Origin of the sequence: Burkholderia pyrrocinia, from assembly GCF_022809715.1 — a bacterium.
GTDB lineage: Bacteria > Pseudomonadota > Gammaproteobacteria > Burkholderiales > Burkholderiaceae > Burkholderia > Burkholderia pyrrocinia_C.
Genome location: NZ_CP094459.1, coordinates 2393934 through 2407366, shown reverse-complemented (window position 1 = coordinate 2407366; position 13433 = coordinate 2393934). Strand labels below are relative to the sequence as shown.

12 protein-coding genes, 1 tRNA gene and 1 pseudogene are annotated in these 13433 nt (G+C 66.4%); 9 read left to right on the top strand and 5 right to left on the bottom strand.

Features of this window, described 5'->3' with window-relative positions; genetic code table 11:
* The first annotated feature begins 239 nt into the window (after positions 1-239).
* A complete protein-coding gene (locus MRS60_RS11185) occupies positions 240-1064 on the top strand; it encodes an RNA methyltransferase (RefSeq protein ID WP_105392855.1) in 825 nt (274 codons plus the stop codon).
* A gap of 297 nt (positions 1065-1361) precedes the next feature.
* On the top strand, positions 1362-2135 hold the full coding sequence (gene cysE, locus MRS60_RS11180; protein ID WP_034183604.1) for a serine O-acetyltransferase: 774 nt from the start codon (positions 1362-1364) through the stop codon (positions 2133-2135).
* A gap of 48 nt (positions 2136-2183) precedes the next feature.
* Here the strand turns inward: cysE and MRS60_RS11175 are convergent, their stop codons facing one another.
* From MRS60_RS11175 to MRS60_RS11160, 4 genes are all read right to left on the bottom strand, one after another.
* Complete coding sequence (locus MRS60_RS11175; protein ID WP_034183591.1) at positions 2184-2984, bottom strand: UDP-2,3-diacylglucosamine diphosphatase; 801 nt, start codon at positions 2982-2984, stop codon at positions 2184-2186.
* Positions 2985-3007: 23 nt separating this feature from the next.
* Complete coding sequence (locus MRS60_RS11170) at positions 3008-3499, bottom strand: peptidylprolyl isomerase (RefSeq protein WP_006478428.1); 492 nt, start codon at positions 3497-3499, stop codon at positions 3008-3010.
* 88 nt (positions 3500-3587) lie between these two features.
* Positions 3588-4163, bottom strand: coding sequence for a peptidylprolyl isomerase (locus tag MRS60_RS11165; RefSeq protein ID WP_034183593.1), 576 nt, complete (start codon positions 4161-4163; stop codon positions 3588-3590).
* Positions 4164-4202: 39 nt separating this feature from the next.
* Entirely contained in the window at positions 4203-4928 is a 726-nt protein-coding gene (locus MRS60_RS11160; RefSeq protein WP_034183594.1) for a tetratricopeptide repeat protein, read from the bottom strand.
* A 234-nt stretch (positions 4929-5162) separates the two neighbouring features.
* Between MRS60_RS11160 and cysS the strand changes: the two genes are divergently transcribed.
* From cysS to tilS, 4 genes are all read left to right on the top strand, one after another.
* Positions 5163-6560, top strand: coding sequence for a cysteine--tRNA ligase (cysS, locus tag MRS60_RS11155; RefSeq protein WP_243564693.1), 1398 nt, complete (start codon positions 5163-5165; stop codon positions 6558-6560).
* 43 nt (positions 6561-6603) lie between these two features.
* Positions 6604-7428, top strand: coding sequence for a DNA-3-methyladenine glycosylase family protein (locus MRS60_RS11150; RefSeq protein ID WP_034183596.1), 825 nt, complete (start codon positions 6604-6606; stop codon positions 7426-7428).
* 103 nt (positions 7429-7531) lie between these two features.
* Positions 7532-8503: an acetyl-CoA carboxylase carboxyltransferase subunit alpha gene (locus MRS60_RS11145; RefSeq protein WP_006478433.1), complete on the top strand. Its 972-nt coding sequence runs from the start codon at positions 7532-7534 to the stop codon at positions 8501-8503.
* A gap of 46 nt (positions 8504-8549) precedes the next feature.
* Positions 8550-9968: a tRNA lysidine(34) synthetase TilS gene (gene tilS, locus MRS60_RS11140; RefSeq protein WP_243564692.1), complete on the top strand. Its 1419-nt coding sequence runs from the start codon at positions 8550-8552 to the stop codon at positions 9966-9968.
* Between the two features lie 123 nt (positions 9969-10091).
* Here the strand turns inward: tilS and MRS60_RS35155 are convergent.
* Positions 10092-10329: pseudogene (locus MRS60_RS35155) on the bottom strand (hypothetical protein); the annotation flags it as partial.
* On the opposite strand from MRS60_RS35155, the gene MRS60_RS11135 reads away from it, so the two are divergent.
* The 3 genes from MRS60_RS11135 (at position 10312) to MRS60_RS11125 (ending at position 13365) form a co-directional block, all read left to right on the top strand.
* Positions 10312-11562, top strand: coding sequence for an aspartate kinase (locus MRS60_RS11135; RefSeq protein ID WP_034184693.1), 1251 nt, complete (start codon positions 10312-10314; stop codon positions 11560-11562). The pseudogene MRS60_RS35155 and the gene MRS60_RS11135 sit on opposite strands and share 18 nt — an antisense overlap.
* A 113-nt stretch (positions 11563-11675) precedes the next feature.
* Positions 11676-11769: transfer RNA gene (locus MRS60_RS11130), tRNA-Ser, on the top strand.
* Between the two features lie 207 nt (positions 11770-11976).
* Positions 11977-13365: a hypothetical protein gene (locus MRS60_RS11125; RefSeq protein WP_243565619.1), complete on the top strand. Its 1389-nt coding sequence runs from the start codon at positions 11977-11979 to the stop codon at positions 13363-13365.
* Positions 13366-13433 lie beyond the last annotated feature (68 nt).

Below are 13433 nucleotides of genomic sequence, written 5' to 3'. Positions count from 1 at the left end.
TGGAACAACCGCCCGGGACGGCGCAAGCGTGCCGGGCGAGGTGAGACGCGAATTGACAAAGAGCGGGGTACGACCCGCGTCGCACGGAGCGCGACGCGTAAAGGCATGATTTTACCCGATTTTTGGCGGTTTCAGGCGACCGGAATGCGGGGAAACCCCCGCTGGCCGTCCGGACGAGTGGGTTTGCCGGAGCGATAGCGCTACCATACGGCCATTCTGATGAACCGAGTCGTATCGTAGTGGAAACCCCGCAGAACACCGCCGCGCCGTCCGAGTCGGGCGCGGACACGTCCCGGCCGCCGTCCGGCGGCTTCACGTCCACCCGTTTCGTGCTCGTCGAGCCGAGCCATCCCGGCAATGTCGGGGCGGCCGCCCGCGCGCTGAAGACGATGGGCTTCTCGCGTCTCGTGCTGGTCGCGCCGCGCGTGCCGCACGTGCAGAGCGACCCCGAGGCGATCGCGATGGCCAGCGGCGCGGACGACGTCCTCGCGTCCGCGCATGTCGTGCCGACGCTCGGCGACGCGCTGTCCGGCGTCCACTGGTCGATTGCGCTGACCGCGCGCACGCGCGAATACGGGCCGCCGCGCCTTGCACCGCGCGCGGCCGCCGCGCAGGCGTGCGCGCAGGTCGGCGCGGGCGACATCGCGCTCGTGTTCGGCAACGAGCGCACGGGTCTCGCGAACGAGCATGTCGAGCAGTGCAGCGCGCTTGCGCACATCCCGGCGAACCCTGCATACAGCTCGCTGAACCTCGCGCAGGCCGTGCAGGTGCTCGCGTACGAGCTGCGCGTCGCGTTTCTCGAGCAGGCGAGCGAGCCTTCGCCGCAACCGTCGGCCGAGGCCGGCACGCTCGCGCAGAGCGACGAGATCGAGCGGATGTACGTGCACCTCGAGAACGCGCTGATCGCGCTCGATTTCCTCGACCCGCGCAATCCGAAGAAACTGATGCCGCGGCTGCGGCGCCTGTTCGCACGCACGGGCCTCGAGCGCGAGGAGGTCAACATCCTGCGCGGCGTCGCGAAGCACATCCTGCTGAAAACGGGCAAGCCCGACGGCGACGCATAAGCGGCCGGCGCGCCGGCAACCTGGCGTTCAGGCGCGGCGTCACGGTCGGCCGGGCGGCGTTGCGCGGCCTCCGGAAGCGCCGGGCCCGCAGCGTTTCCGGCCGGCCGAACCTCCCGCAAACACTGCGACAGCGAGCCTCCCGCCCGAATACCCGCGCCGGCGGCGGGGTGAACGCGCGACCTCGTGCGGCCGTGTGCGACTGGCCCTACAATCGCCGGACGTCATAAGCAAATTACCCGGCGCGATAACGGCCGGTCATTGCCGGCGGTGCGCGCCGGCCTTTTCCCCGATCAGATCATGTTCACGAGATTGCGCGAAGACGTTGCAACGATTCGCGAGCGGGATCCCGCCGCTCGCAGTGCCTGGGAAGTGCTGACCTGTTATCCGGGGCTGCATGCGCTCGTGCTGCACCGGTTCGCGCATGCCTGCTGGCGCGCAAAGCGCTACTGGCTTGCACGTTTCGCGTCGCAGGCCGGGCGGTTCCTGACGGGTATCGAGATCCACCCCGGCGCGACGATCGGCCGGCGCGTGTTCATCGATCACGGCATGGGTGTCGTGATCGGCGAAACGGCGATCATCGGCGACGACTGCACGATCTATCAGGGCGTGACGCTGGGCGGCACGTCGCTCACGCGCGGCGCGAAGCGCCACCCGACGCTCGAGGCCGGCGTGATCGTCGGCGCGGGCGCGAAGGTGCTCGGCGGTTTCACGGTCGGCGCGGGTGCGAAGATCGGTTCGAACGCGGTCGTCGTGAAGCCGGTGCCGGCGGGCGGCACGGCGGTCGGCAATCCGGCGCGCATCGTGATGCCGGCGCAGCCGAAGCCGCAGCCGGAACGCGCGGCGTTCTGCGCATACGGGATCACGCCGAACGCCGACGATCCGATGTCGCTCGCGATTCACGGGCTGATCGATCACGCGGCGAAGGAAAGCCGCCGCGTCGACGAGATCGTCGCGGCGCTCGAGCGGCTCGGCACGCATCTGGAAACGCTGCAGGGCGCCGACGCGGCGCGTCTCGACCTGCGCAGGCTGTCGGCGGTGCTGGAAGGAAAGACGGTCGAGCGCCAGGCGTAAAGCGATGCACGCCGACGGCTGCCGGTCGGTGAGATGGCAGCGGCGGCGTCAGTCGAGCGGCATCGCGTGGATGCCTTCCGCGTCGACGCGCAGGTAGCCGCCGCGCGGCTTGCCGTGGTCGAGATCCCAGTCGGGCAGCACCCAGCGGATGCCGCCCGGTTCGGCGTGGCTCGCGGGGCGGTGCGTGTGGCCGTGAATGATCACGGTTGCGCGGCTTTTCCGGAACAGCGCGGCCACGCCTTCACGCGTGACATCGTAGATTGCCGAAGCAGGGCGCATCCGGCCCGCTTCGCTGTTCGAGCGCATGCGTTGCGCGAGCGCGCGGCGCCAGCGCAACGGCCATGCGAGAAACAGCCATTGCGCAACGCGGTTGCGTGCGAAGCGGCGGAACACCTGGTAGCCGCGGTCGGCCGTGCATTGCGCGTCGCCGTGCGCGAGCACGATGCGCTGGCCGAACGCCATGATCAGCGAAGGGTCGGGCAGCAACATCGCGCCGGCTGCCTTCATGAAGCGCCGGCCGAGCAGGAAATCGCGGTTGCCGTGCATCACGTAGAGCGCGATCCCGCGTTCCGAGAACGTATGCATCAGCGCGGCCATGCGTGCCGCGAACGGATCGTCGTCGAGGATGTCGTCGCCGATCCAGTATTCGAAAAGATCGCCGAGGATGAACACCGAGTCGGCGCTGTCCGCGGTGTATTTCACGAAATGCTCGAACGCGGCGACCGTCTTCGGAATCGCCTCGCTCAGATGCAGATCGGAGAGCAACAGGAACGGGCGTGCGGCTTGCGCGTATTCGCGCTCGCCCGGCACGCCCGCGGAGACGCTTCGCGGCGGACTCTCCTGCAACATCGAAGTGCCTCCGTTACCGTGCGTCAGACCACGACGGCCTTCTCGATCACGACGTCGTCGGTCGGCACGTCCTGGTGGAAACCGGCGTTGCCCGTCTTGACGCCCTTGATCTTGTCGACCACGTCCTGGCCTTCGACGACCTTGCCGAACACCGCGTAGCCCCAGCCCTGCGGCGTCGGCGACGAGTGGTTCAGGAAGTCGTTGTCGTTCACGTTGATGAAGAACTGGGCGGTGGCCGAGTGCGGATCGTTCGTGCGCGCCATCGCGACCGTGTAGTTGTCGTTCTTCAGGCCGTTGTTCGCCTCGTTGTCGATCGGCGCGTCGGTCGGCTTCTGCTTCAGGCCCGGCTCGAAGCCGCCGCCCTGGATCATGAAGCCGTTGATCACGCGATGGAACACGGTGCCGTCGTAGTGGCCCTTCTTCACATAGTTCAGGAAGTTCTCGACCGTCTTCGGTGCCTTCGCGGCGTCGAGCTCGAGCTTGATCACGCCGTGGTTCGTATGCAGTTCAACCATGATGAATTCCTTCGATGAGGCGGTTTAAATGGCACGCGGCCGGTCGTGCGACGCGGCCGCGTGAGTCGCCGGACGTGCCGGCAGGTTCTTACTTCGAGACGATGCTGGCCGATTCGATCACGACCGGTTGCGCGGGCACGTCCTGCATCGGGCCGCGCGAGGTCGTCGCCACGCCTTCGATCTTCTTCACGACGTCGAGGCCCGACACGACCTTGCCGAACACCGCATAGCCGTTGCCGTCCGGGTTCGGGTAGTCGAGGCCGCTGTTGTCGACCGTGTTGATGAAGAACTGCGCGGTGGCCGAGTTCGGATCGCTCGTGCGTGCCATCGCGATCGTGCCCGTCAGGTTCTTCAGACCATTGCGGCTCTCGAGCGGAATCGGCGCGCGGGTCGGCTTCTCCTCGAAGCTGGTCTTGTAGCCGCCGCCCTGGATCATGAAGCCCTTGATCACGCGATGGAAGATCGTGCCGTTGTACTGGCCGGCCTTCACGTAATCGAGGAAGTTGGCGACCGACTTCGGCGCCTTCTCCGGGTAGAGCTCGACACGGATGTCGCCCTGCGAGGTCTTGAGCTGCACGACCGGGTGCGCGGTAGCCGTTTGCGCGAAAGCGGGCGCGGTCGCGAGAAGGGCGGCGCCGCCAAGCGCCAGCAACAGACGTTTCATTGCGATCCTCAGGTTGGGAGGGAAAGGGGGCCGCGCCGCTTATTGCGACGGCGGCGCGACATACGGTGCCGCCAGTGCGCCCGACGGACCGCTGAACTGGAACGTCGGCGACATCGGCAGCGTGGTGGTGCTCACGTTCGCGGCTGCGCGTTCGGAGTAGTCGCGCGTGGCCGGCGCGACCGCGCGGGCATTCGGCGCGACCTTCGGCGGCGACACGATCTTCTGCAGGTCGGCGAGGCGCTGCGCGGTCGCGCCGCTCGTGCGGCCGAGCGATTGCGCACGCTTGTACGATTCGGCCGCGAGGCGCAGGTACAGGTCGCCGAGGTTTTCGTACGCGAGCGAGTAGCTCGGGTTCGATTGCGTCGCCGTGACGAGCGCGGTGCGCGCTTCGTCGTAGCGGCCGTGCTTCGCGTAGAGCGCCGCGAGGTTGTTGTACGGCTCGGGCAGTTCGGGGTACGCCTGCGTGATCGCGACGAACTGCTGGATCGCATCGTCGTCGCGGTTCAGGCGGGCCAGCACGGTGCCGCGCTTGAACTGCGCCTGCACGTCGCGCGGGTTCGACGCGATGCGCGCGTCGAGCTGCGCAAGCGCCTGCTTCCACTGCTTGCCGGCGATCGACGCGTCGATTTCGGGGGTGCCGTCGGCGGTGGCCGGGGCTTTCTGCGCATGCGCCGCGGGGGCCGCGAACAGCGTCAGCGCGACGCCCATGACGGTGGTCGCAACGAGGGTCGCAGCGCTCGGCGCGCGGCCGCGATGAGGTTTCATAGGCGTAAATCGGAATGTTATACTCCGAGCCATTCTAACAAAACGTCTGCGCGTTCCGGCGAGCCGCAGGCAGTCTTTCTTAGCCTCTCGTGGCCGTCACCGCTGTGCTTGCAGCCTGACCGCCCCGTGTGATAGCGAGGACGCTCGGCCTGGCGCCGCAGCAGATGGTCCGTCCGCTTCGCATGCTGGGCGAGCTTCGCCAGGGCGGTCTCCTTCGGCTCACGGTTCATCTCTATGGAATCACTGCGCATCTACAACACGCTCGCGCGTGACAAGCAAGTTTTCGTGCCGCGCCAGTCCGGCGAAGTGCGGATGTACGTATGCGGGATCACCGTCTACGACTATTGTCACGTGGGCCACGCGCGCATGCTGGTCGTGTTCGACCTCGTCCAGCGCTGGCTGCGTGCGATCGGCTACCGGGTCACGTATGTGCGCAACATTACGGACATCGACGACAAGATCATCCGCCGCGCGGTCGAGAACGGCGAGACGATCAAGTCGCTGACCGACCGGTTCATCGGCGCGATGCACGAGGATGAAGGCGCGCTCGGCATCCAGCGGCCCGACATCGAGCCGCGTGCGACGCAATTCATTCCGCAGATGCTCGGCATGATCGAGACGCTCGAGACGAACGGTTACGCGTACCAGGCGGCCGACGGCGACGTCAATTACTCGGTGCGCAAGTTCGCGAACTACGGGAAGCTGTCGGGCAAGTCGCTCGACGATCTCCGCGCGGGCGAGCGCGTCGCCGCGAACGACGCGAAGGAAGATCCGCTCGATTTCGTGCTGTGGAAGCGCGCGAAGCCGGAAGATCCGGAAGGCGCGTCGTGGGCATCGAAGTACGGGATGGGCCGCCCGGGCTGGCACATCGAGTGCTCGGCGATGGGCTGCACGCTGCTCGGCGATCATTTCGACATCCACGGCGGCGGGCAGGATCTGCAATTCCCGCACCACGAGAACGAGATCGCGCAGAGCGAAGGCGCGACCGGCCAGACGTTCGTCAACTACTGGATGCACAACGGCTTCGTGCAGGTCGACAACGAGAAGATGTCGAAATCGCTCGGCAACTTCTTCACGATCCGCGAAGTGCTCGAGCGGTACGACGCCGAAGTCGTGCGCTTCTTCATCGTGCGCACGCACTACCGGTCGCCGCTCAACTACAGCGACGTGCATCTCGACGATGCGCGCGCGTCGCTCACGCGTCTTTATACCGCGCTGAAGGATGTCGAGGCCGACACGCTCGCGCTCGACTGGAACGAGCCGCATGCGCAGCGTTTCGCGGCCGCGATGAACGACGACTTCAACACGCCCGTCGCGGTGGCGACGCTGTTCGAGCTGGCGGGCGAGGTGAATCGCACGCGCGACGCGGCGCTCGCGCGGCAACTGAAACAACTGGCAGGCCTGCTCGGCCTGCTGGGGCGCGAACCGCGCGCGTTCCTGCAGCAGGCGTCCGGCGCCGCGCAGGCGGGCGCGCTCGCCGCCGACGAGATCGAAGCGAGGATCGCCGCGCGCGTCGCGGCGAAGCAAGCGAAGGACTATGCCGAAGCGGACCGGATCCGGGCAGAACTGCTCGAGGCCGGCATCGCACTTGAAGACAAACCGGGCGGATCGACCGAATGGCGTCGCGTATGAGCGCGGTGCGTTCCACTGACCGATCCGTCAGGTAGGAGGCAGGATGGCAACGGCCAGAAAAGCGCCGGTCAGGCGCGCGACCCCGGTCGCCGCGCGTCCGGCAGCCAAGCGCGTGCCGTCGAAGGCGGACGCCACGCGCGCCGCGCCGAACGGCGCGCTGAACGGTCATGCGCAGCCGGCGGCTGCGCAGCCGGCCGCCGACGCGGCCCGCAAGACGCGTGTGTCCGAAGCGGACGGCGAGGAGGTTGTCGTGCGTCCTGCATACTGGGACAAGGCATGCGCCGACCTCGTCAAGCGCGACCGGATCCTGAAGAAACTGATCCCGAAGTTCGGTCCCGCGCATCTCGTGAAGCGCGGCGACCCGTTCGTCACGCTCGCGCGCTCGGTCGTCGGCCAGCAGATTTCGGTGCCGTCCGCGCAGTCGCTGTGGGCGCATATCGAGGACGCCTGTCCGAAACTCGCACCGCAGCCGGTGATCCGGCTTGGCGCGGACAAGCTGATCGCTTGCGGGTTGTCGAAGCGCAAGACCGAATACATCCTCGATCTCGCGCAGCATTTCGTGTCGGGCGCGCTGCACGTCGACAAATGGACGTCGATGGACGACGAGGACGTGATCGCGGAACTCACGCAGATCCGCGGCATCAGCCGCTGGACGGCCGAGATGTTCCTGATCTTCAACCTGTCGCGGCCGGATGTGCTGCCGCTCGACGACCCGGGCCTGATTCGCGCGATCAGCGTCAATTACTTCAGCGGGGAACCCGTCACGCGCAGCGAGGCGCGCGAGGTCGCGGCCAACTGGGAGCCGTGGCGCACCGTCGCGACCTGGTACATGTGGCGCAGCCTCGATGCACCCGACACCGACGCCTGAGTGTTGGCTATCGGGTTTTAAACATCAATAGTTGAGAGTCGGTTTTGAGCGTCGCCCGCGCGGGTAGAATACGCGCTGCCGCAAGACCCAAGGATTCGAACACATGAAGACCACGTTTCTGGATTTCGAACAGCCGATCGCCGAACTCGAGGCCAAGATCGAAGAACTGCGATTCGTGCAGGATGACTCGGCTGTCGATATTTCGGAAGAAATCGAGCGGCTGTCGAAGAAAAGCCAGCAACTGACGAAGGACCTCTACGCGAACCTGTCGCCGTGGCAGGTTTCGCAGATCGCGCGGCACCCGCAGCGTCCGTACACGCTCGATTACGTTGCGGAACTGTTTACCGATTTTCACGAACTGCACGGCGACCGCGCATTCGCGGACGATCTGTCGATCGTCGGCGGTCTCGCGCGCTTCGGCGGCCATCCGTGCATGGTGATCGGTCACCAGAAGGGCCGTGACACGAAGGAACGCGCCGCGCGCAACTTCGGGATGCCGCGTCCGGAAGGCTATCGCAAGGCCGAACGCCTGATGCGTCTCGCCGAGAAGTTCGGGCTGCCGATCTTCACGTTCGTCGACACGCCGGGCGCGTACCCGGGCATCGGCGCGGAAGAGCGCGGCCAGTCGGAGGCGATCGGCCGCAACCTGTACGTGATGGCCGAGCTGAAGACGCCGATCATCACGACGGTGATCGGCGAGGGCGGTTCGGGCGGCGCACTCGCGATCGCCGTGGCCGACACCGTGATGATGCTGCAGTTCTCGACCTACTCGGTGATCTCGCCGGAAGGCTGCGCGTCGATCCTGTGGAAAAGCGCCGCGAAGGCGCCGGAAGCCGCGGAAGCGCTGGGCCTGACCGCGCACCGCCTGAAGGCGCTCGGCCTGATCGACAAGATCATCAACGAGCCGCTCGGCGGCGCGCATCGCGATCCGAAGGGCATGGCTGCGCTGCTGCGCCGCGCGCTCGCCGATTCGCTGCGCCAGTTCCAGGGCATGAGCATCGATGCGCTGCGCGAGCGCCGCTTCGAGCGCCTGATGGCCTACGGCAAGTTCAAGGAAACCACGCCGGGCGCATGACCGGCCGCGTGCTCGATACGCGCGCCGCCAAGCGCGCGTCACTCTCGTGATCCCACCGACCGAATTCTCCGCCGACCGCGCCGTACTCGACGCGGTCGGCGTTGCGCTTTCCGGCATGCCGTCCGATGCACGCATCGCGATCGCCTATAGCGGCGGCCTCGATTCGACGGTGCTGCTCGACGCGGCCGTGCGTGTCGCGGGCGGGTCGCGCTGTATCGCGCTGCACGTGCATCACGGCCTGAGCGCGAACGCCGACGCGTGGGTCGCGCATGCCGAGGCGGCAGCGGCGCGGCTCGGCGTCGAATTCGAATCGATGCGCGTCGACGTGCCGCGCGACAGCGGTCCCGGTATCGAGGCGACCGCCCGCGAGCGTCGTTATGCCGCGCTCGACGCGATGTGCGAGCGCTATGGCGCGGCTACGCTGTGGCTTGCGCAGCATGCGGACGACCAGGCCGAGACCGTGCTGCTGCAACTGTTGCGCGGCGCGGGGATCGCGGGGCTCGCCGCCATGGCGCCGCGCTACCGTCCCGATGGCGCGAGCGTCGAGCGCGTGCGTCCGTTGCTGCGATTGTTGCGCGCGCAACTCGAGCGTTATGCGACGCAGCACGAACTCGAATGGATCGACGACGAATCGAACAGCGACACGCGCTACGCGCGCAATGCGCTGCGCATCGACGTGCTGCCGGCGCTGGCCGTGCATTTCCCTGGCTTTCGCGACGCGCTCGGTCGCGCGGCCCAGCATGCGGCCGCCGCACAGCGGCTGCTCGACGATCTGGCCGAACTGGATTTCGCCGTCGCCGCGCGCGATGACGGGCGGGCGCTGTCGCGCGAGTCGCTGGTCGCGTTCGACGACACGCGCGGCGCGAATCTGCTGCGTTTCTGGATGCGCCGGCTCGGTTTGCCGGGTGCGTCCGCCGCCCGGCTCGCCAACATGATGCGGCAACTGCGCGCCGCGCACGACGCGCATGCGCTGCGCGTCGATCACGCGGGGCAGTGCCTGCGGCTCTATCGCGATGTCGTTTACTGGGAAGCGGGCGACAGCGCCGAACCGGCCGACGACGGCACCGGTACACCGCACCCGGAATCGACGCTCGCGTGGGATGGGCAGGAAGTCTGGCACCTGCCGGGATGGCGCGGCACGTTCGTGTTCGCGCCGGCCGATGCGGGAAGCGCCGACGCGGTGCCGGAGGCGCTGCTGCGCGGCGCACGGCTCGCCGCGCGCGCCCGTGCGGGCGGCGAGCGGATGCGCACGTCGCCGGGCGGGCCGGGCCGGACGCTGAAGAATCTGTTCCAGGAGCGCGGCGTGCCGGCATGGCAGCGCGACGTGCCGCTGCTGTTCGCGGGCGACCGGCTGATCTACGTGCCGCGGCTTGGCGTGAACCGCGATGGCGAGTTGTTCGACAATGGGTCGTCCGGCGGCGCATGGCGCCGGATCGAATGGCGTCCCGACCTGCTGATCGCGTAACGGCGGGCAGGCTTCCGGCAGCGTGATGGCGCGCCCATTTTCACCATTTGGTAAACAGCGCCGGAACGGCCGTGGACACGGCGAGCGGCTTGTCAAGCGGGCTTCTATCGGGTACGCTCGGACGTTTGCTCGGCTCGATTTTTGAGCGATTTGTGCAGGTTTCCCGCGTGACGTACCCGGTTTGCGCGGCCTGATCGGCCTTCCGGGCAAAATCCGTCACGCTTGCGTGTTGCGTCCCAGCCGTCCCCCTCGTCGTCCGTCCACAGCCACAAGCCGCGTGACCGAACGGCAACGCGGCCTGCCCAGCGCGCCCGTGCGGTCTCTCCTCCAGTTCAGAACGACAATGGCACTCATCGTACACAAATACGGCGGCACTTCGATGGGCTCGGTCGAGCGCATCAAGAACGTCGCGAAACGCGTCGCAAAATGGCATCAGGCCGGGCACCAGATGGTGGTCGTGCCTTCGGCGATGTCCGGCGAAACCAACCGTCTGCTCGGTCTTGCGAAAGAGATTTCGAGCCAGCCGAGCCCGCGTGAGCTCGACATGATCGCGTCGACCGGCGAGCAGGTCAGCGTCGGCCTGCTGTCGATCGCGCTGCAGGAAATCGGCGTCGAGGCCGTGAGCTACGCCGGCTGGCAAGTGCCGATCAAGACCGACAGCGCGTTCACGAAAGCGCGCATCCACTCGATCGACGACGAGCGCGTGAAGGCCGATCTGAATGCCGGCAAGGTCGTGATCATCACGGGCTTCCAGGGCGTCGATCCGGACGGCCACATCACGACGCTGGGCCGTGGCGGCTCGGACACGTCGGCGGTGGCGGTCGCGGCTGCGCTGGATGCCGAAGAGTGCCTGATCTATACGGACGTCGATGGCGTCTACACGACCGATCCGCGTGTCGTCGAAGAGGCGCGACGCCTCGATCGCGTGACGTTCGAGGAGATGCTGGAAATGGCCAGCCTCGGCTCGAAGGTCCTGCAGATCCGCTCGGTCGAATTCGCCGGCAAATACCAGGTGAAGACGCGCGTGCTGTCGAGCCTGACCGATCCGCTGATTGCGCTCGACGAAGAAATGCGCTCGGGCACCCTGATTACTTTTGAAGAAGACGAGACCATGGAAAAGGCAGTCATTTCCGGCATCGCGTTCCAGCGCGACGAAGCACGCATTGCTGTGATGGGCGTGCCCGACAAGCCGGGCATCGCGTATCAGATCCTCGGCCCGGTCGCCGATGCGAACGTCGACGTCGACATGATCATCCAGAACCAGAGCGTCGAAGGCAAAACCGACTTCACGTTCACGGTCGGCCGTGGCGACTACCAGAAGGCGATGGACATCCTCACCAACCAGGTGAAGGGCCATGTGAACGCCGAGCAGGTGCAGGGCGACCCGAAGGTGTCGAAGGTGTCGGTCGTCGGCGTCGGCATGCGTTCGCACGTGGGCGTCGCGAGCAAGATGTTCCGCACGCTGTCGGAAGAGGGCATCAACATCCAGATGATCTCGACGTCCGAAATCAAGATTTCGGTGCTGATCGACGAGAAATACATGGAGCTGGCCGTCCGCGCGCTGCACAAGGCATTCGAACTCGACCAGGCATGATGAAATTTTCGTGATGCGTTGACGAAAATGCATCACGGAAATTGACGCGCGGTTCGAAACCCTATATTATTTCGTTCTCGTCGCACTGCCTCCCTGGTGCGAGCGAAAGTTTGGGAGACGTGGCCGAGAGGTCGAAGGCACTCCCCTGCTAAGGGAGCATCTGGGCCAAAACCTGGATCGAGGGTTCGAATCCCTCCGTCTCCGCCAAAAGCGGTGACAAAGCCCCGTAAGTTCAAGGACTTACGGGGCTTTTTCTTTTTCGACTGCATCACGCCCTCACGCACAAAACATTCGATGCAGCCGGATCTCATCCTCAGGCGGAAGTGGCCGAGGTTACCAGTCAGGCAATGAGTGCTCGACTTGAGCGGCGGTAACGCGCTACATATCGCGTATCGATTGGCGCGACTCAAGGTGATGCTCTTGGCCAGCCCGCATTCCGTTCTGACTGTCCTCTCTCATCGGCCTGTCGACGGACTTGTCGACAATCACGGGCGTTACGCGCGGCTGCACGGCTACCGGCATGCGACGGTCGACGGCATGCACGTGTATGGCGAGCGCCAGCAGGTCCTGCACAAGTACCACGCGATCATCGCGCAGCTCGTCGCGATGGAGCCTGGCGCATTGCTGCTCGTGCTCGATCCGTTCTCCGTCGTGTTCGACCCGCACGCGCTGCCGGATGTCGCGCACGGTTACGATGCGATCGTCACGACGCAGACGTCGAAATCGGCGCTGCCCGCCGCAAGCGGCATGATCTTCCGCAACGTGCCCGACGTGCGGGAGCGGTTGCGCAAGCTGGCGGTCGAACTGGGCAAGTGGGCGATGCATCTTCCGGAGCGGCAGCACGCGTGCGAGGCGACGCTGCTTGCGGAGACCTTTCCGCCGCTGCCGTTCGACTTGCCGCTCGCGAACGGCCATTTCGCGTCGGCCCAGACGGTCTGGCGGGACGGGGTCGCGATCGATGCGATCGCCGGCGCCCGGCCGCTCGTGGCGCACCAGGCGCCCGAGTGGCGGCAGGTGGAGGGCGTCTGGGCGCCGACTGCCGACTACGACTTCCGCTATGTGGCGGCACTCGTCGACGATGCCGAACGGGTCCAGCGTGGTGATCACCCGCACGCAATGGACGACTGGCGTGCCGCGCAGCAACGAACGCGCGCCGCGGAGCGGCATGTGAATCCGCAGGCGCGTGTTGCGTTCGTGAGCCTGCATACATCGCATATCGCGGGCTACGGCGACCTGCACGAGGAGAACTTCGTTCGCTACTGCACGCGGCACGGCTATGCGTACCACGCGTATCGCGAGGCGCCCGCATTCCTGCCGGGCGGCATCGATGCGAACTGGGCGAAGCTGCATCTGATTCACGAACATCTGCCGCATCACGCGTTCGTGTTCTGGGTCGATGCGGACATCCTGGCGATCGATCAGAGTCAGTCCGTCGACAGTACGATCGACGGCCGCGACTTCGTGATCGGTACCGATCACACGGCCTGGGCGATCAACTCATGCATGGTCGGCGTGCGCAACGTGGCGCCGATGCGCGAACTGGTCGAGCGCATCTGCGCGCGCATCGAGAGTTTCGGCGATCGTTCGTCGGTCTACGCGAGCGGCGGCGACCAGCAGGCGATCTATGTGGAACTGCTGCAGTCCGGCATGATCGATGCGCGCCATATCGTCGATGCGATGACGCTCGCGTCATCGCCGGTCTATGCCACGCGCGACAGCCGCTTCGTTCATTTTCCCGCACAACACAACCACTATCGCGCGGTAACGATGCGCGTATGGGACCGTCTGAGTCATCAGCGCTAGCGGTCGGGAACATGAACGACGCGGTGCCTGCAGCGACGCCGGACGGTGGAGCGGCCATGCGCGCCGGA

What these genes read in the sequence shown, in the direction of transcription:
- cysE (WP_034183604.1), top strand. Translation starts at nt 1,362, where the DNA reads ATGTTCACGAGATTGCGCGAAGACGTTGCAACGATTCGCGAGCGGGAT.
- MRS60_RS11175 (WP_034183591.1), bottom strand. Translation starts at nt 2,984, where the DNA reads ATGTTGCAGGAGAGTCCGCCGCGAAGCGTCTCCGCGGGCGTGCCGGGC.
- MRS60_RS11170 (WP_006478428.1), bottom strand. Translation starts at nt 3,499, where the DNA reads ATGGTTGAACTGCATACGAACCACGGCGTGATCAAGCTCGAGCTCGAC.
- MRS60_RS11165 (WP_034183593.1), bottom strand. Translation starts at nt 4,163, where the DNA reads ATGAAACGTCTGTTGCTGGCGCTTGGCGGCGCCGCCCTTCTCGCGACC.
- MRS60_RS11160 (WP_034183594.1), bottom strand. Translation starts at nt 4,928, where the DNA reads ATGAAACCTCATCGCGGCCGCGCGCCGAGCGCTGCGACCCTCGTTGCG.
- cysS (WP_243564693.1), top strand. Translation starts at nt 5,163, where the DNA reads ATGGAATCACTGCGCATCTACAACACGCTCGCGCGTGACAAGCAAGTT.
- MRS60_RS11150 (WP_034183596.1), top strand. Translation starts at nt 6,604, where the DNA reads ATGGCAACGGCCAGAAAAGCGCCGGTCAGGCGCGCGACCCCGGTCGCC.
- MRS60_RS11145 (WP_006478433.1), top strand. Translation starts at nt 7,532, where the DNA reads ATGAAGACCACGTTTCTGGATTTCGAACAGCCGATCGCCGAACTCGAG.
- MRS60_RS11135 (WP_034184693.1), top strand. Translation starts at nt 10,312, where the DNA reads ATGGCACTCATCGTACACAAATACGGCGGCACTTCGATGGGCTCGGTC.
- MRS60_RS11125 (WP_243565619.1), top strand. Translation starts at nt 11,977, where the DNA reads ATGCTCTTGGCCAGCCCGCATTCCGTTCTGACTGTCCTCTCTCATCGG.